17 protein-coding genes are annotated in these 17,036 nt (G+C 60.5%); 4 read left to right on the top strand and 13 right to left on the bottom strand.

Features of this window, described 5'->3' with window-relative positions:
• Positions 1-618 (bottom strand): GDYXXLXY domain-containing protein, encoded by a 618-nt coding sequence (locus tag FHT28_RS06365; protein WP_047557803.1) that lies wholly within the window; start codon positions 616-618, stop codon positions 1-3.
• Positions 615-1,754, bottom strand: a complete 1,140-nt coding sequence (locus tag FHT28_RS06360; protein ID WP_047557806.1) for a DUF2157 domain-containing protein — start codon at positions 1,752-1,754, stop codon at positions 615-617. Before FHT28_RS06360 ends, FHT28_RS06365 begins: the two co-directional genes overlap by 4 nt.
• Before the next feature lie 891 nt (positions 1,755-2,645).
• Between FHT28_RS06360 and FHT28_RS06355 the strand changes: the two genes are divergently transcribed.
• From FHT28_RS06355 to trmFO, 3 genes are all read left to right on the top strand, one after another.
• Positions 2,646-2,792: a DUF1127 domain-containing protein gene (locus FHT28_RS06355; RefSeq protein ID WP_080739469.1), complete on the top strand. Its 147-nt coding sequence runs from the start codon at positions 2,646-2,648 to the stop codon at positions 2,790-2,792.
• A 301-nt stretch (positions 2,793-3,093) separates the two neighbouring features.
• Positions 3,094-3,237 carry a DUF1127 domain-containing protein gene (locus tag FHT28_RS36805; protein ID WP_080739470.1) on the top strand — a complete coding sequence of 48 codons (144 nt, stop codon included), beginning with the start codon at positions 3,094-3,096 and terminating at the stop codon, positions 3,235-3,237.
• Between the two features lie 130 nt (positions 3,238-3,367).
• Entirely contained in the window at positions 3,368-4,804 is a 1,437-nt protein-coding gene (gene trmFO / locus FHT28_RS06345; RefSeq protein ID WP_047557812.1) for a methylenetetrahydrofolate--tRNA-(uracil(54)-C(5))-methyltransferase (FADH(2)-oxidizing) TrmFO, read from the top strand.
• 6 nt (positions 4,805-4,810) lie between these two features.
• Here the strand turns inward: trmFO and FHT28_RS06340 are convergent, their stop codons facing one another.
• The 5 genes from FHT28_RS06340 to yajC form a co-directional block, all read right to left on the bottom strand.
• On the bottom strand, positions 4,811-5,272 hold the full coding sequence (locus FHT28_RS06340; protein WP_047557815.1) for a hypothetical protein: 462 nt from the start codon (positions 5,270-5,272) through the stop codon (positions 4,811-4,813).
• A gap of 77 nt (positions 5,273-5,349) precedes the next feature.
• Positions 5,350-6,210 (bottom strand): phytoene/squalene synthase family protein, encoded by an 861-nt coding sequence (locus tag FHT28_RS06335; RefSeq protein WP_168595796.1) that lies wholly within the window; start codon positions 6,208-6,210, stop codon positions 5,350-5,352.
• Between the two features lie 16 nt (positions 6,211-6,226).
• Entirely contained in the window at positions 6,227-6,613 is a 387-nt protein-coding gene (locus FHT28_RS06330) for an Mth938-like domain-containing protein (protein WP_037201806.1), read from the bottom strand.
• Positions 6,614-6,617: 4 nt separating this feature from the next.
• Positions 6,618-9,161 carry a protein translocase subunit SecDF gene (gene secDF / locus FHT28_RS06325; RefSeq protein ID WP_092573677.1) on the bottom strand — a complete coding sequence of 848 codons (2,544 nt, stop codon included), beginning with the start codon at positions 9,159-9,161 and terminating at the stop codon, positions 6,618-6,620.
• A 158-nt stretch (positions 9,162-9,319) separates the two neighbouring features.
• The gene (gene yajC / locus FHT28_RS06320) at positions 9,320-9,667 is read right to left on the bottom strand and encodes a preprotein translocase subunit YajC (RefSeq protein WP_037201801.1); all 348 of its coding nucleotides are present in this window, start codon (positions 9,665-9,667) and stop codon (positions 9,320-9,322) included.
• A gap of 207 nt (positions 9,668-9,874) precedes the next feature.
• Between yajC and FHT28_RS06315 the strand changes: the two genes are divergently transcribed.
• Positions 9,875-10,747, top strand: coding sequence for an ATP-binding protein (locus FHT28_RS06315; protein ID WP_047638029.1), 873 nt, complete (start codon positions 9,875-9,877; stop codon positions 10,745-10,747).
• A 78-nt stretch (positions 10,748-10,825) separates the two neighbouring features.
• Here the strand turns inward: FHT28_RS06315 and FHT28_RS06310 are convergent, their stop codons facing one another.
• The 6 genes from FHT28_RS06310 to tatB all read right to left on the bottom strand — a co-directional run bounded on the left by FHT28_RS06310 (position 10,826) and on the right by tatB (position 17,001).
• A complete protein-coding gene (locus FHT28_RS06310) occupies positions 10,826-12,514 on the bottom strand; it encodes a peptidoglycan DD-metalloendopeptidase family protein (RefSeq protein WP_047638027.1) in 1,689 nt (562 codons plus the stop codon).
• A 171-nt stretch (positions 12,515-12,685) separates the two neighbouring features.
• Positions 12,686-13,339, bottom strand: coding sequence for a protein-L-isoaspartate(D-aspartate) O-methyltransferase (locus tag FHT28_RS06305; protein ID WP_037201794.1), 654 nt, complete (start codon positions 13,337-13,339; stop codon positions 12,686-12,688).
• A gap of 4 nt (positions 13,340-13,343) precedes the next feature.
• Positions 13,344-14,108: a 5'/3'-nucleotidase SurE gene (gene surE / locus FHT28_RS06300; protein WP_047557828.1), complete on the bottom strand. Its 765-nt coding sequence runs from the start codon at positions 14,106-14,108 to the stop codon at positions 13,344-13,346.
• 16 nt (positions 14,109-14,124) lie between these two features.
• Positions 14,125-15,408, bottom strand: coding sequence for a serine--tRNA ligase (gene serS, locus FHT28_RS06295; RefSeq protein WP_037201790.1), 1,284 nt, complete (start codon positions 15,406-15,408; stop codon positions 14,125-14,127).
• A gap of 100 nt (positions 15,409-15,508) precedes the next feature.
• A complete protein-coding gene (gene tatC, locus FHT28_RS06290) occupies positions 15,509-16,336 on the bottom strand; it encodes a twin-arginine translocase subunit TatC (RefSeq protein ID WP_037201788.1) in 828 nt (275 codons plus the stop codon).
• The gene (tatB, locus tag FHT28_RS06285) at positions 16,333-17,001 is read right to left on the bottom strand and encodes a Sec-independent protein translocase protein TatB (RefSeq protein WP_047638024.1); all 669 of its coding nucleotides are present in this window, start codon (positions 16,999-17,001) and stop codon (positions 16,333-16,335) included. Before tatB ends, tatC begins: the two co-directional genes overlap by 4 nt.
• Positions 17,002-17,036: the final 35 nt, after the last annotated feature.

The raw sequence follows: 17,036 nt of genomic DNA, 5'->3' as shown, positions 1-17,036 counted from the left end.
TCAATAAAGCGGCTCTTCGTAGACGGATTTGCCGTCGAGAAGCAGGCTTCTGATATGGGCGGCGCCATCGGAAGAGACGCGGGCCGCGATCGCGACGCGACTGTCGTTGCGCGCATTCTCGATGTCGTGCCCCTGGCCTTCCGGCACGTAATAGCGCTCGATGCCGTATGTAACTGCGATCGTCGCCTGAGATGTGTCGGCCAAATCGCCATAGGACACATAATCGAAGGGCAGGCTTTTCAGCACGACCGTATCAGGCTTGGCGTCCAGCGTTGCGAAAGACGATTCGACAATGCCCCAATAGCCGTCATCCTGCTTCTTAAGGCGGACGGACAGGACCTGATTATTCAGGCTTTCCTTCGGCGGCCCACCGACTAGCGCCGAGACGGGAACCCGCGAAATATCGTAGTTCAAAGTGACGTAGTCGCCACGCAGAAGATCGCGCGGATCGACCGGCGCCGTCTTCAGGATAACCTCGACGCCGCTTCGCAGTCCCCAGGCCCGCTCGCCGACCATATAGCCCAGAACGGCCGTCTGCAGGGCTGCAACGATGATAGCGGCGATCCACAAGCGACGAGGATTACTTATAGCAGCGCTCTTGTCAGCCAGATAAGTCATGCCCGCGTCCCCTGCCCGCCATGATCGGAAAATCGTCGTTCCAGCCGGATGACCAGCCAGGCGGCGAATGCCGCCAGCAAGCCGGCAACTAGAAAGAAGCCCGCCGTACCGATGATCGAGCCGATCGTCTCGCTGGCGAGATAGAGAATCTCGCAGGCGAAGACGAAATAGGCGAGATAGCGCACCGCGCCATTATCCCGGCCGCCAAGGGCGATCGCGATCACTGAGCTCGCCAGCGTCGCGGCAGCCACAATGATGAGCGGAAGCTTGTCTTCCACCCAGACATTATTGTCGAAGGATCCGTTGCTGATTTCTGCATGGATCAGAAAGAAGCCGATCGCGGCGACAAGAAAGGCATAGAAGGCGGGCGCTGCCCCTGCCGTTCGCACGAGAGGCATGAGCGGCGAGGCCGGGATGCTGACGACAAGAAAGGCCGCCATTCCGAGGGCAGCGAAAAGGATTGCCGCACTCAGGCTCTCATGCAGGCCAAAAAGCCAGGTCAACCACCCAACAAGCACAAGATAGGCGAAGTGCCGCGCGCTCGGCGCATCAACATACCTGACGAGCGCAATCAGAACTGCGGCCATCAGAGGCGGCACCCATGGCATGACGCCATGCCACTGATCGAAATTGTCCCATAGATAGACGCCGCAAAAAGCCCAGGCGAGGAAGCCGGCAAGCGCGACCTGCGCGCTGGATCGAAACAACGCCGCCACGATGCAGGCCGCGGCGAACCAGACGATCATCATCGTCAGTTCATCGCCGGACATATTGTACATCTGGCCGACGAGCGCCATGGCGCCGCCGAAACTCAGCGTACCGAGGATCAGCAACCCCGAGGCCAGTATCGAACGCTTCAGGGCCAACAGATAGGCGGCGCCGAGATAGAAGCCCCATATCATTGCCACGAGCGCCGCGAGACGTACGATCCTCGGAATCGCTTCCCAATTCGCAGAAACGAAAAGCAGTATGGCCAAGCCAAGAAGCACGGCTGCTATGATGGTCAGCACCCGCCCCGCGCTGAAACTCGTCTGACGGCCGTCATATTCGCGCAGCACAGCCTCTGCCGCCGCCGTATCGACAAGACCTTTGTCGACCCAGATCTTCAGATCCCGCTCCAGCCTGCCTCTGTACATCCCTGCCCCCTGCGACTCCCGTATAATGAAGAGTTAGCACAAATCGGCATGCAATCGATGCCGGCCCGCACGCATTTGCGATTGGCACTCTCCACTCGAATATGTCCCTCGTTAATACAGCATTAAGCGATCCTTTAGTATTATGTGGCGCGGTATCTTGATACCCATGAGAGGCATGCGTCGAATACATACCTCCCATGAAATTATTGCGCTGCACAAAATCGAAAAATCATACTATTTGTAAAACAACAAACACGGCGATGGCGCGCCGGGCCGATGCAAATCGGAACAGCCTGAGGGTTTAGATCCTGACACGGAATTCGGAGCCGCACACTCCTCCTCCCAGTGCGCTCCGATAGATTGACGACACTCCTCCTCCCAGTCGTCAATCATCACAAATGACGCCCACCGCACCTCCTCCCGCGGTGGGCGTTATTTTTTCTTCCCGATTCAACCGTTTAGCTACCGCTAAAGCGGCGTTCGTGGCCCTTGAGGAGCTACCAGCCACCGAATAGCTGCGCGCCGGAAACACGGCAATCGCCGGCATGAAGATCGCTTTTCGCCATCCCGCAAGGTCCCTCCTGACCACCTCCAAACGCGCAGGGCTGGCGGAAACGTGGCCGAACGCAGGCAGCCGGAGGAATTCCTCTCGGAAACCTCGGCCTTATTCGAAATCCGACCTGCCAGCCATTCTCCACTTTGCCGCGATATGCACATAAAGCAGCCATACCCCCAGGTAAATCGCCTGCAAGACTTGCGCAAACCGCATAGGTGGCATGAAGCATTCGCTCTTTTAGTTCTTGCGGTGCAGCATATATTGGGAAGCATCAGATCAAGGACGGAACCGATTGCGGAGCCGCGAGATCTTCAAATCCTCGAAAGGGACTTAAAATGAACCTGACCCGCTCTTTCAACAACTGGCGCAAGTATCGTCAGACCGTTACCGAACTCGGCCGCATGAGCTCGCGTGAACTGCACGACCTCGGCATCGACCGCGCAGACATTCATCGCGTTGCTCGCGAAGCCACCGGCCGCTAATCGCCGGATAGGCTTCGCCCAACAGCGAGAGCCTTCTCAACGCCCGTTGCGGACCACCGCGACGGGCGTTCTTTTTGTGCCCGCTTCGCAACGCAGCATCGGTCCGCCCTCCTGAAGCTATTCGCCCTGTGCACAGCATATAAAATTTAGGCATTGATGGCTTTTTGGGCGTCACACTGCACAAATGCATGGCAGACGCCTTTAATTTGCACTGCACAAAGCACGTCCTCGCGCCTATATAGAGTGCAAGCGCTGAGGCGGTAATCGTACCGCTCGCAACAAAGACACTGAGGACAAGATCATGAACCCGCTTCGTATTGCCAAGAACTGGATTAGCTACCGCCGCACTCTGAACGAACTCGGCAACCTTTCCAGCCAGACCCTGTCGGACATCGGCGTCAGCCGCTACGAGATCCGCGACATCGCTTCCCGCTCCTTCCGTTAATCGATACGGACCGAGTAGACTGCTTCAAGACGGCGCCTTCGGCGCCGTTTTTGATTCCCGCACTGTTTTTGATCTCGGCATTTGCGCAAAGCAATTGGATCGCCGCCCGCCCCGTGGTAATGACGCGCGCATGACACAGACCAATTCCCACTCCCCTATCCACGTTATCGGCGGCGGCCTGGCCGGCTCGGAAGCCGCATGGCAGATCGCCAATGCCGGCGTGCCCGTCATCCTGCACGAGATGCGTGGCGTGCGCGGCACCGAAGCGCACAAGACCGATGATTTGGCCGAACTCGTCTGTTCCAACTCCTTCCGCTCCGATGACGCGACCAGCAATGCTGTCGGTGTCATCCATGCGGAAATGCGCCTGGCCGGTTCGTTGATCATGGCCTGCGCCGACAAGCATCAGGTTCCGGCCGGCGGTGCGCTGGCGGTGGATCGCGACGGATTTTCGGCGGCAGTCACACAGGCAGTCCAAAGCCATCCCTTGATTACGGTCGTTCGCGAGGAAATCCAAGGCTTGCCGCCGAAGGAATGGGATCAGGCGATCATCGCCACCGGCCCGCTGACTGCGCCCGGGCTTGCCAGCGCCATTCAGGCCGAGACCGGCGCGGATGCCCTCGCCTTTTTCGACGCCATCGCCCCGATCGTCTATCGCGACAGCATCGACATGGATATCTGCTGGTACCAGTCGCGCTACGACAAGGTGGGACCGGGCGGCACGGGCAAGGATTACATCAACTGCCCGATGGACCAAGCCCAATATAATGCCTTCCTCGATGCACTGATCGCCGGCGACGCCGTCGGCTTCAAGGAGTGGGAAGGCACCCCCTATTTCGACGGCTGCCTGCCGATCGAGGTCATGGCTGAACGCGGGCGTGAGACGCTGCGTCACGGGCCGATGAAGCCGATGGGCCTGACCAACGCCCATAACCCAACCGTCAAAGCCTACGCGGTGGTGCAGCTGCGCCAGGACAATGCGCTCGGCACGCTCTACAATATGGTCGGCTTCCAGACGAAGCTGAAATACGGCGCACAGGCGGAGATCTTCCGCCTGATTCCGGGCCTGGAGAATGCCGAATTTGCAAGGCTCGGCGGCCTGCACCGCAATACCTATATCAATTCTCCGACCCTGCTCGACCGCTCACTGACGCTGAAGTCGCGGCCGGGCCTGCGCTTCGCCGGCCAGATTACCGGCTGCGAAGGCTATGTCGAAAGCGCCAGCATCGGGTTGCTCGCCGGCCGTTTCGCCGCCGCGGAACGCAAGGGGGAAGCGCCGTCCCTGCCGCCGGCTACGACGGCTCTCGGCTCGCTGCTCAGCCACATCACGGGTGGGCACATCGTATCCGACGAAGAGCCGGGCAAGCGGTCGTTCCAGCCGATGAACATCAATTTCGGGCTCTTCCCGGAACTGGAGCCGGGTTCGATCGTCAAGCCGGAGGGCATCAAGCGCTTTCGCGGCAAGGACAAGACCATCATGAAGCGCCAGCTCATCGCCAAACGCGCGCTTGCCGATTGCGCGGAATGGCTGGGCGTGCAGACGCAGATGCTCGCCGAAAGTGCCTGAGATGTCTCAGGCCTTCGCCGGCGGCATCAAATGTATTGGTTTAGCGTCGTCGTTGACAACATAGTTGCCAAGCAGCCACAGAGAGACTTCCGCCGCCTCCGCTGGCGTTGCGAACTCGAATGTCCCGTTATGATGGGGAGCATCGAGGAAGTCGACCGTCAGTCCGCGGCCCGTGCCCGAATCCTTGGCGTGCGCGCGACCGGGCTCGATCAGGTGGACGCTGAAATGATTGTGCAGGCTGCGCATGAAGCCGGCCTTATCGTCATGCAGGCGGACGAACACCGCCTGACCATTCGCTGTGATCTGCAATTGTCGGATGGCTTCGGTCGGAAAGGCACGACCGAATTCGAGGATGGCAAGGCCGGTGTCGTGCAGGCCGTCTTCCTTGTTCTGCGATGCCATGCGCGTGGCGAAGAAGGCGAAAAAGACGACGATCGCAAACAGTATGCACCAGACGACAATACCCACGGCAACTCCCCCTGATATGCAAATCAAGTGCTCGACCATCTCCATACACGCCGAGACTTGCGCGAGCTTGACGTATTTTAGATTTGCTTTGTGATTGATGCCAGCGCCATGCGCATCTGCCTGCGCCATTGCGGCAGCAGCAGGGAGCGATCAAACAGGCCCGATCCGAGCCTCTGCGCCTTCTTCAAGACCGGCTCCGCAAGGGTTGCCGGCAGAAAGGCCGGAAACACCGCCGGCGGTATGGCGCCCGCCGCCCTCGCCTTGGCCAGATGCTCGCGGCCAAGGCCGGCAAATGCTTCGATCGCGGTCGAAATACGCGCCTTGTCCTCGCCTGCGAGGAAGGTGCTGCGATCAAGGCCCGTCGCGGTCAGGATTTCGAGCGGCAGGTAGAGCTGACCGCGATGGCGGTGCAGCGGCATCAGCAACAGCAGGCCGGCAATCGCCTGCGCAACGCCCGTATGACCGGCCGCATCAGCCGAACCCCTAGCCTCCTCCGGCGACAGAACCAGGCTTGCAAGCTGAATGAGGGCCGAGGCGGTCTCGCCGGCATAGCCTTCCAAAGTGACGCGCGTCTCCATCGGATCGTCATAGAGGTCGAAGATGCGCGCATCGATCATGTCGATCAGCGTCTGACGCGGTAGCCGGTGCTGCTCGATCGCAATCAAAAGCTCTGAGGCGATCGGATTGGCCTCGCTCGATCCGTGAGCCTGCCCTTCGAGAAGATCGCGCCAATACTGCATGCGCACTTCGCCGGGCAGCGGCCCGTGCACGAGATCGCGCACACGTGCCAGCTCGGCATTGAAGGCATAGAGCGCGGCAAGTGCTGGACGTTTCTCCTCCGGTGCCAACAGGCAGGCAAGGTAGCGATCGCGATCGGTATCGCGAAGCGTCGCGAGGCAGATATCCCGATTGCCACGGGGCGCAGCTGATGTCGTCATGCTCACGATCCGGAGGTCAAACGGCGATCAGCGCCGCGGCCACCGCGCGCGACTCGGACAGCATGATATTGAAGGTGCGAACCGCCGCCCCGGTGCTCATCGGGTCGGAAGAAATCTGTCTGGCGCGCAGGGCTGCCTTTAGATCAGCCGGCAACGGCCGCAATTCCATGCCGGTGCCGACAAGCAGGACTTCGATCTGTGCTGCCTCGTCGAGCACCTTCTGGAAACGGTCCGGCGTCAGCGCGTCCCCCAGCATCATGTCCCAGCCATAGATGCCCGAGGGCAGGCAGAGCAGCGAGCCGCGATGCGACATGTCGGCAAAGCGGAAGCCGCCGTTGCCGTAAGCGTCGATCGGTGCGCGCCCCGGAAAATGCGCGCTACGGATTTCTATACCTTTTGCCAATGTATCACACCGCTGGTTTGCCTGACTGGATGTCGCCGGCCGCAGGCCCATTGCTTTGGCTGCCGGTCTGGAACTTGTCCGGACGCAGCTTGAACAGGATCAGCACGGGCGCCGCAATATAAATCGACGAGAAAGTTCCGACTGCGACGCCGAAAAGCAGCACGAAGGTGAAGGCACGGATCACCTCCCCGCCGAATATATAAAGGGCGAGCAGCGCCACAAGCGTCGTCGCCGATGTCAGAATGGTCCGCGATAATGTCTGATTGATGGAGGCATCGATCAGGATCGGCAAAGGCATTTGCGGATAGCGCCTGAGATTCTCGCGCATGCGGTCATAGACGACCACGGTATCGTTCAATGAATAGCCGACAATGGTCAGAATGGCGGCGATCCCCGTCATGTTGAATTCCATGCCGGTGAGGACGAACAGGCCGAGCGTCAGGATGACGTCATGCAAGGTCGCGATAATCGCGCCGACTGCAAACTGCCACTCGAAGCGCAGCCATATATAGACGAGAATGGCAATCAGCGCCGCCAGTACGGCAAGCGAAGCGGTCGTCGTGATCTCCCCGGATACGGCGGGGCCGACCACCTCGACGCGGGAGAAATCGTAATCCTTGTTCAACTCCTCGCGCACGAGGGTCACGGCCGATTGTTCCGCATTCTCGCCGCCTTCCTGGGCATGCACGCGGATCAGCGCGCTCAGCCGATCGTCGAGCCGTTCGACCCGCACGTCGCCTGGAATCGCGTCCTGCAGGCGTGATTGAATATTCGCCAGATCCGCGACACCCTGCTTGGCGCGAACCTCGATGATCGAGCCGCCGGCAAAATCGACGCCGAGATGCATGCCGACCGTCGCAAAGGCGAGAAGCGTGACCACCGACAAAGCCGCCGATACCGTGAACGTGTAGCGGCGAATGCCCATGAAACGGATATTGGCATTATCGAAAATGCCGCTTCGCACGCCGACCAGCAAGGTGCGCGGCTTGCGGCGCGATATCCACATGGTGATGAGCGAACGCGTCACGAAGCAGGAGGTGAAGAAGGTGGTGAAAACGCCGACAATCAGGGTCGCGGCAAAGCCGCGTACGGCGCCGCTGCTCGCATAGAAAAGAATGGCCGCGACGATGAGCACCGTCAGGTTGGCGTCGGCCACGGTGGCGGCAGCCCTGTTGAAGCCATGGCGCAGCGCATCGACGAGAAGATGCGTGTTCTTTTCCTCCTCACGAACCCGCTCATAGATCAGCACCACCGCATCCAATCCGATACCAATGGTGAGCACGATGGCGGCAACGCCCGGCAATGTCAGCGTGATGCCGAACAATCCCATGATCGCCACCACCATGATGATGTTGATGACAAGCGCGATCGTCGCCACGATACCGAGGATACGATAGAAGCCGATCATGAGCACGGCGACGAAAATTGCCGCCGCGATGCAGGCAAGGACGCTGTAGCGCGTCATCTCACCGCCGAGGCCGGGCTGGATGGTCCGCTCCTCGACCGGCGTCATTGTTGCCGGCAGTGGCCCGCTCTTGAGCATGACCGCCAGGTCCCGCGCGCCCTGAGCGGTGAAATCCCCAGGGATGTCGATTTCCCCGGTGGCGATCACCGTCTTCAAGGTGGCAGCGGAGATGACCTGATCGTCGAACACGACGACGACAATCTTGCCGAGATTACTTGCGGTCGATTGCGCGAAGCGGCTGGTCGCTTCCTGCGTCAGCTTGACCGAGATCTTACCGTCATTGCTCTGGCCGTTGACGGCGGCCAAGGCGTCGGCGAAGTCGACGTTGGAGAGCAAAGGCTGCCTTTGCACGAGATAGCCGACCGGCGGATCGTCTTCGGAAAACAGCACGTCCGACCCGGCGGGCGGGCGACCGTTCATGGCGTCCTGAACCGACATCGATTGATCGATAAGGCGGAAACTGAGCTTGGCAGGCTGGCTCAGAAGGTTCTTCAACCGTTGCGGGTCGGCAAGATCAGGCACCTGCACGAGAATACGATCGGCACCCTGTCTGCGGATCAGGGGTTCGCCCACGCCGAGCTGCGCGATACGGCTGCGAATGATCCTGAGCGCCCGCGCTACCGCGGAAGACACATGATTATTGATATCGGCATCGGTGATATTAAGCGTCATCGCGCCGTTGTCGCCCTGGGAAAGCGCAACAGCCGGCTTGTCCGAACCCGAGGTGAGCGGCTTCAATGCATTGACCGCAGGCTGAACCTGCGCGGGATCGTTGATGCGGAGCTCGATCTTGCGGCCGGTTCCGGCGAGGCCGGAATAAGCGATGTTCATCGTGCGGAGCCGGGTGGCAATGTCTCCGACGATCGTTTCCAGGCGGTCCTTTTCGACATCGTCCCGCTCGATTTTCAGCAGGAGATGGGAACCGCCGCGAAGATCGAGCCCGAGCTCGATCTTTCTATGCGCCAGCCAGGCCGGAAGAGAGGAAAGCGCACGCTCACCGAGCAGGTTCGGCGCGGCAAGAAGAACGCTCGCGAGGACGGCGAACCAGATCAGGGTGGTCTTCCACCAGGAGACGTGCAGCATCGCTCTCTCGAGTTTGGGCTTCCCTACTGCGCCCCGCTTTCCATAGGGATTGCGAAGGGCGCAGTAACACCTTGAATTTGTGCACAGTCCTTCAAGAAAGTCGATCCCGATTTTCGAGGACGCGCACCAGCCAGCCGAGCTGCCTGCACACGAGAAGCTTACGCCGCGTCGGCCTTGACGGGCTCACCCTTGACGCGAACTTCCGAAATGGCGCTGCGGACGACGCGGATGCGCACGCCTTCGGCAATCTCGACTTCGAGTTCCTTGTCGTCGATGACCTTGGTGACCTTGCCGACGATGCCGCTGGTGACGATCTGATCGCCGCGGCGAATGTTCTTCAGGATTTCGTCACGCTTCTTTGCCTGCGCACGCTGCGGACGAATGAGGAGGAAATACCAAACGACCATCAGCGGCACAAACAGGATGATCATTTCAAAGCCGGAACCGCCGAAGGCGCCCGCGACCGAATCTGTCGCGCTTTGCGCATATGCGTTGGTGATAAACATCAAAAACTCCCTTGAACTCCTTGCGGGGACGGTGCCCGCGTCAGGTGGCCGGAATATAGTTAGGCGCATGGCGATTGCAACAAAAACAGCCATGAACCGTACCGTTTTCCCGGCCTCTTAGCCTTTCAGCCCCGAAAGGAGCATGATACGCGGCAATACAGCGCGCGCATTTTACGACTTTCTTGAACAATATTCAGGAGGAAAACGGTGAGTGAAGACCAAAACGCCCTGATCCTTGCGGAAGTCCGCCGCCTTGCCGACGCGCTCGAACGTCTGGCCGGGCCGGCTCCGGCAATCAACGACTGGAATGCGGCCGACTGTTTCGTCTGGGCCCCTGCCCGGCTCCATCTGCAACCCGTTGCGCGGCCGAACCGCGTGGCGCTTAGCCTCATTCGCGGCGTCGATCACGTACGCGATATTCTTCACGAGAACACATTGCGCTTCGCGGACGGCTTTGCCGCCAACAACGTCCTGCTCTGGGGCGCGCGCGGCATGGGCAAGTCCTCCCTCGTCAAGGCGGTGCACGAGGATGTGCGCCGCGCCACCGGCATCTCGCTGAAACTGATCGAAGTGCACCGCGAGGATATTTCCTCGCTGCCGGTGCTGCTCGACATTCTGAAGGCGACGCCGCATCGCATCATCCTCTTCTGCGACGACCTGTCCTTCGATCACGACGATACCGCATACAAGTCGCTGAAGGCCGCACTTGACGGCGGTGTCGAAGGACGGCCCGACAACGTGCTGTTCTACGCCACATCGAACCGCCGACATCTGCTGCCGCGTCACATGATGGAGAATGAGCAGTCGACGGCGATCAATCCGTCCGAAGCCGTGGAGGAAAAGGTTTCGCTTTCCGATCGCTTCGGTCTCTGGCTCGGCTTCCACAAGTGCAGCCAGGAAGATTATCTGCAGATGATCGACGCCTATGCCGATCACTTCAAGCTCAAGCTGGATCGTACCCAGATGCACCACGAGGCTTTGGAATGGGCGACGACGCGCGGTGCGCGGTCCGGCCGCGTCGCCTGGCAATATATCCAGGATCTGGCTGGACGATTGCGCATCGTGCTGGAGCGGGACTGATCCGAGACATTAAGGCCCCCGAACGACAAAAAGCCCGGTGATAGCCGGGCTTTTTGCAGACTCCTTGAGACGCACTACCTATTCAAGGAACGTCATTGGGTTAACCGGAGCCGAATTCTTGCGGACTTCGAAGTGCATTTGCGGCTGGGTGACGTTGCCGCTCATGCCCGACGTTGCGAGCGTCTGGCCGCGCTGAACCTTCTGCCCGCGTGTGACGCTGAGCGCGTCAGCGTGGCCATAGACAGTCACCGTGCCATCGTCGTGACGGATCAGAACCGTGTTGCCGAGCTCCTTCAGGCCATTGCCTGCATAGATGACGACGCCGTTCTCTGCCGCCTTGATCGGCGTTCCCTCAGGAACGGAGATATCGATACCGTCGTTACGGCTGCCGTTGACGTTGGCGCCGTAGCCGGCAATGACCGCGCCGCGAACCGGCCAGCGATACTTGCCGATGCCGGTTGCTTCCGGCGCGTCGGCCTGTGCATCGGACTTGGCGGCGTCGTTGACGGCCTGGCTCGGAGAAGCGGAGGCGACCACCTGCGGCTTGGCGGCAGCGGCATCGGGTGCCGTATCCGCGTGGGCGACGGCCTTCGGCGCCTGCTTTGCCACCGGCTCCGCTGCCGCCTGCTTCGGCTCTGCAACCGGCTTGGCGGAAACCTTCTGCGGCTCGATCGAAGCGGTCTTGACGGGGTCGGCGGCAAGCGCTCCATGCGGCAGCGTCAAAGTCTGGCCTATGCGAACGCCATCGCCGGCCTGCATGCCATTTGCCCGCTTGAGCTCGGCGACGGTTACGCCGCTTTCCTTGGCAATCCTGGCCAGCGAATCACCTGGCTTGACAACATAGGTGCCCTTCGGCGTCGGTCCCTTGCCGTTGCCGGCAGCGAGCTTGTTCGGATCGGCAAGGCCTGCCTGAGACTTGCCGCGCATCTGGCCGTTGGACGGCAGCGCAAGGACTTCCTGTTGCGGCGCCTTGGCCGGGCCCGGCATTTTGCCGCCCTTGGAAAGATCGGTCGCCTCCGATGCCATCTTGGCCGGGCTGGCAGCGCCTGCACCGTTCATGGTCGGTATAATGATCTGCTGGCCGGGCTGAGCGCCGGCGCCGTTGCGCAAGCCATTGGCGCGCAGGATTTCCTTCTCCGGAACACCATAACGGCGGGACAGCAGCGCGATATTCTCGCCCGGATGCAACGTCACGCTCGGAGCATTGACGGTGGTCCAACCCGAGGACGGCTGAGGGGCCGAAGCGGTCTTGATCGTGCCTGTCGACAATGTGTCCGGAGCAAGAGCCGGCCTGGCGCGCGAGCCATCATTCCTGCGCGACGACGGGAACGGCTGGGCGAGCGCTTCGTTTTCTGCTCTGGGTGCCGCATGCGGGCGAGTCATGTCGGCAGACGCACCGGGAGGCGCCAGATCGGAACGCTGGATCGCGACGGGCGCCGTGGACACACGAGCACTGGAATAGGATGGGTTATAGCGAGCCGGCGAATTCGGGTAGGGTTGCGTTACCGGTGCGCTCGACTGCGAATAATCCTGCTGGCCATAGCCGCCGGCCTGCGCGACATCGGCTCGCGGCACCGGATCGCCATTCGGACCATTCAGGCTGCGACGGTTGATGGAACCCGTCGTCACATTATCCGTGTTCTTGGAGAAGAGCCCGCTGAAGCGGGTCGTGTCTGAACTACAAGCCGTTGCAGTGCTCGCCAGGAGGATGGCCACCAGGACTTTCCCTGCCGATTTACCGAAGTTTGAAGAAAGACTGAAACCCATGACTCAACCCACTTAAGACGCAACCGATTATGGGTCGATTAAAGCGCGTTAATCTTACCATGCGGTTAAAGCACTGGTGCGGCATGTGTTTTTTTGAGGAATTGCTAACCATAGAAAATGAAACAGCGGGCCGGCGGCCCGCTCACCATCCTCATCGATCAAAATTGGGCCTCAAAGATAGGAGGCGAGCATCGGCACGATGGGCTGATAGGGAACGTCGAAGAGTTCTTCGCGCTCGAAGCGGCTGCCGGTCTTGGTCAGGCGTACCAGGCGGCAGAGACCATCGGACACGATCAGCGGCGCGATCATGGATCCGCCCGACACCAGCTGCTCGGCATAGAAGCGCGGCATGGCCGTGAACGCGGCGGTCACCAGGATGCGGTCGAAAGTGCCCTCGCCCTGCAGCCCGGCGCTGCCGTCGGCCTGCCGAATGATGACGTTGCGGAGCCCGAGCGCATCCATGCGCTGCTGCGCCGCCGTCGTCAGCGTCTTGTAACGATCGACCGTGAGGACCCGCTCCACAATCCGCCCCATGACGGCGGCGGTGAAGCCACTGCCAGTTCCGATCTCGAGAACGCGGTGGCCCGGCTTGATCTTGAGGCCGTGAAGAATCCGGACGACAAGATCCATGCCTTCCATGAAGGCCCCGCATTCGATCGGGATCGTCCGGCTGGAATAGGCATCATCGACAAATTGCGGCGGCACGAAAGGCAAGCGCGGCGTCTGCTCGACCGCCGTCATCAGATCGATATCCAATATGCCTTCTGCCCGCAGCCGCAGAACAACGGCTGCAAAGCCTTCCTTCTCGACCAAACGAGGTGTCAATCCGCTACTCCATACCGAGCGCCCGCGCCACGCGGTCCTGCGCCGAATAATCCGTCAAATCGAGTTTCAAAGGAGTTACCGAAATACGATTTTGTTTCAACGCCTGAATATCGGTACCCGGACGGAACACGCCGCTACGTTCGCCGAATCTCAGCCAATAATATGGGAAGCCGCGGCCATCCGCACGCTCCTCCACTTGTATGTTGAAGGCGAGATTGCCCTGCGCCGTCACTTCCGTCCCTGCGACCTCGTCGGGGCGGCAATTCGGGAAATTCAGGTTCAGGAAAGTACCGTCGGGCAAATCGATATCGATGAGCTTGCCAAGCAAGGCCGGAGCATGCGCCTCGGCTACTTCCCAAGGCACGACGCGCCCGCCGTTCTGATGGACATAGGCTTGGCTGAGGGCGAAAGAACGCACACCCTGCAGCGTCCCCTCGATCGCCCCGGCGATCGTTCCGGAATAGGTGACGTCGTCTGCGACATTCGAGCCGGAATTGACGCCCGAAAGCACCAGATCCGGCTTGATGTCCAGCACCTGCCGGATGCCCATGATAATGCAATCCGTCGGCGTTCCTCGCAGCGCATAGTGCTTGTCGGAGACCTTGCGCATCCGCAAGGGCTCGGAAAGGCTCAGCGAATGAGCAAGGCCACTCTGATCGGTCTCGGGTGCGACGATCCAGACATCGTCCGACAGGGTACGGGCGATACGCTCCAACACAGCCAAGCCTTCGGCGTGAATACCGTCATCGTTGGTCAGAAGTATGCGCATCGCCCCACCGCCTGATTTATGCTGCTTTCTCGATCCTTGTCACACCACCCATATATGGCAGCAGTGCGTCCGGTACAGTGACAGAGCCATCGGCGTTCAGATAATTCTCAAGGACGGCGATCAGGCAGCGGCCGACGGCGGTGCCGGAGCCGTTCAGCGTGTGAACGAACTTCGTGCCCTTGTCATCCTTGCCACGGTAGCGTGCATTCATGCGCCGGGCCTGGAAATCGCCGCAGACCGAGCATGACGAGATCTCGCGATAGGTATCCTGTCCCGGCAGCCAGACTTCCAGGTCGTAGGTCTTGCGCGCGCCGAAGCCCATATCGCCCGTCGATAGGGTCATGACGCGATAATGCAGGCCGAGGCGTTTCAGCACTTCTTCGGCACAGGCCGTCATGCGCTCGTGCTCGGCAATCGAGCTTTCGGCATCGGTGATCGACACCAGCTCGCACTTCCAGAACTGGTGCTGACGCAGCATGCCGCGCGTATCGCGGCCGGCGGAACCGGCTTCCGAACGGAAGGACGGCGTCAGCGCCGTGAAGCGCAGCGGCAGCTTTTCCTGATCCAGAATCTCGCCGGAGACCAGATTGGTGAGCGTCACTTCGGCAGTCGGGATCAGCCAACGGCCGTCCGTGGTCCTGAACAGGTCCTCGGCGAATTTCGGCAATTGGCCGGTGCCGAACATGGCCTCGTCGCGCACCATCAGCGGCGAGCTGACTTCGGTGTAACCGTGCTCGCTCGTATGGAGATCGAGCATGAACTGGCCAAGCGCACGCTCGAGGCGCGCAAGCTGCGACGTCAACACGGTGAAGCGCGAACCAGAAAGCTTGGTCGCGCGCTCGAAATCCATATAGCCGAGCTCTTCGCCGATCTCGAAATGCTCCTTCGGCTTGTGGTTCCAGGTCGGCCTGGCGCCCCAGGAATGCTTGACGACATTGTCGTGCTCGTCCTTGCCGACAGGCACATCCTCAAGCGGGATATTGGGAATGCGCGACAGGGCGTCGTTGAGCTCGGCCGTCAGCGTGCGCTCCTCCTCCTCCGCAGCCGGAAGCGAAGTCTTGATGTCGGCGACCTCGGCCTTCAGCTTCTCGGCAAGTTCGGCGTTCTTCTGCGCCATGGCCGCGCCGATCTCCTTCGAGGCGGCGTTGCGGCGGGACTGCATATCCTGGACTGATTGAATGACGGAGCGGCGCTTCTCGTCGAGCGCAATGAGGCCTTGCGACAGAGGCTCCGCGCCGCGCTTGGCAAGCGCTGCATCCAGAGCCTCGGCATTCTCACGAATCCATTTGATATCAAGCATCGTCGTTCCAGATCGTTACACATGACTGCGGCTCCGACCGAAATATCGGTCGGAGATCGATCCGGCAAACCCTCAGGGGAGAACGATCCTCGCCCGTCGCTCAGACATTATCCGTCTTGGTGACATCGGACGTCTCGTCATTCTCCTCAAGCGTCTGCCGCGCACGCTGGCGTTCCACGAGTCGCGCCGCGTAGATGGAAATCTCGTAGAGAAGGATCGTCGGCACTGCAAGGCCGATCTGGGACATCGGATCCGGCGGCGTCAGCACGGCGGCTATGATGAACGCGAAGACGATCGCGAACTTGCGCTTTTGCGCCAACCACTCCGATGTCAACAGTCCGACGCGGGCCAGCAGCGTGGTGATGACAGGCAACTGGAAGACAAGGCCGAAGGAGAAGACCAGCGTCATGATCAGGCTCAGATATTCCGAGACCTTCGGCAGCAGCGCAATGCCGATCTGACCGTCGGCTGGCGCCTGCTGCATCTTCAGGAAGAACCACATGACCATGGGGCAGAAGAAGAAATAGACGAGCGCCGCACCCATCAGGAATAGAACGGGCGACGCGATCAGGAACGGAAGGAAGGCAGAGCGCTCGTTCTTGTAAAGACCGGGCGCCACGAACTTGTAGATCTGCGCGGCGATGATCGGGAAAGCGATGACCAGCGCGCCGAACATAGCGACCTTCACCTGGGTGAAGAAGAATTCCTGCGGCGCCGTATAGATCAGCTCGGCCTTGCTAAGATCGAGACCGGCCCAGACGACAGCCCATTTATATGGGTAGACCAGATAGTTGAAGAGGTGTTTCGCCACGGCGAAGCAGCCGATGAAGGCAATGAAGAACGCCACCAGCGACCAGATCAGCCGCGAACGCAGTTCCATGAGGTGTTCGATAAGCGGCTGCGGCTTATCGTCGATATCACCTGTCATGCCTGGTCCTTCTTCTTCGGCGTTGTCTTACTGGCTGTAGCGCGCTTCCTGGGGGCAGTGGCGGGCGTTTCCTCAGCAGCAGCGGCTACCGCCACCTTGCGTGGCGCACGTTTCGGCTTTTCCGCAACGACGGAGGTCTGCACGGCGGCGGCAGCGACATCATCCGCCTTGGCCCGCGGTTTGCGCGCAGCCTTCGGCTTGGCGGTTGTTTCGCTTGCAGCGGCAACCGATTGTGGAGGGGGAGCAACCACGGGCGCCGGCTCGTTCGACGCTGGGATCGTCGAAAGCGCTTCCGGCAATCCAGCCGCGACACCGGGCACCGGTTCGTCCGTAACAGACGTTGCGGTCGCGGGTTTGTCCATCGTCGTCGAACGCTGCAGATCGGCTTTTATCTCGTTGCCCATCTGCCGCAACGGGTTCATGGCTTCCCGCAACGAATTGACGGGATTGAGCTTCTGGGCATCCGAGATCGTCTGGCGCACATCGTCCAGCTCTGCCTCGCGCATCGCCTCATCGAACTGTGCACGGAAATCTCCCGCCACTTTTCGGGCGCGCGCGGTCATCTTGCCGATTGTCCGCAATGTTGCCGGCAGCTCCTTCGGGCCAATGACCACAAGTGCCACGATGGCAATAATCACGAGCTCCGACCAGCCTATATCGAACATGCAAAGGCTCCTGGGCCAACGGCAAGCCTTTCAGC

Source organism: Rhizobium sp. SG570, from assembly GCF_012275345.1.
GTDB classification, from domain to species: domain Bacteria; phylum Pseudomonadota; class Alphaproteobacteria; order Rhizobiales; family Rhizobiaceae; genus Rhizobium; species Rhizobium lusitanum.
This window is presented reverse-complemented; position numbering and strand designations above follow the sequence as displayed.

Coding starts and splice junctions, on each gene's coding strand:
- FHT28_RS06355 (WP_080739469.1), top strand. CDS start 2,646: ATGAACCTGACCCGCTCTTTCAACAACTGGCGCAAGTATCGTCAGACC.
- tatB (WP_047638024.1), bottom strand. CDS start 17,001: ATGTTCGATATAGGCTGGTCGGAGCTCGTGATTATTGCCATCGTGGCA.
- FHT28_RS36805 (WP_080739470.1), top strand. CDS start 3,094: ATGAACCCGCTTCGTATTGCCAAGAACTGGATTAGCTACCGCCGCACT.
- FHT28_RS06335 (WP_168595796.1), bottom strand. CDS start 6,210: ATGACGACATCAGCTGCGCCCCGTGGCAATCGGGATATCTGCCTCGCG.
- tatC (WP_037201788.1), bottom strand. CDS start 16,336: ATGACAGGTGATATCGACGATAAGCCGCAGCCGCTTATCGAACACCTC.
- trmFO (WP_047557812.1), top strand. CDS start 3,368: ATGACACAGACCAATTCCCACTCCCCTATCCACGTTATCGGCGGCGGC.
- FHT28_RS06360 (WP_047557806.1), bottom strand. CDS start 1,754: ATGTACAGAGGCAGGCTGGAGCGGGATCTGAAGATCTGGGTCGACAAA.
- FHT28_RS06365 (WP_047557803.1), bottom strand. CDS start 618: ATGACTTATCTGGCTGACAAGAGCGCTGCTATAAGTAATCCTCGTCGC.
- serS (WP_037201790.1), bottom strand. CDS start 15,408: ATGCTTGATATCAAATGGATTCGTGAGAATGCCGAGGCTCTGGATGCA.
- secDF (WP_092573677.1), bottom strand. CDS start 9,161: ATGCTGCACGTCTCCTGGTGGAAGACCACCCTGATCTGGTTCGCCGTC.
- yajC (WP_037201801.1), bottom strand. CDS start 9,667: ATGTTTATCACCAACGCATATGCGCAAAGCGCGACAGATTCGGTCGCG.
- FHT28_RS06310 (WP_047638027.1), bottom strand. CDS start 12,514: ATGGGTTTCAGTCTTTCTTCAAACTTCGGTAAATCGGCAGGGAAAGTC.
- surE (WP_047557828.1), bottom strand. CDS start 14,108: ATGCGCATACTTCTGACCAACGATGACGGTATTCACGCCGAAGGCTTG.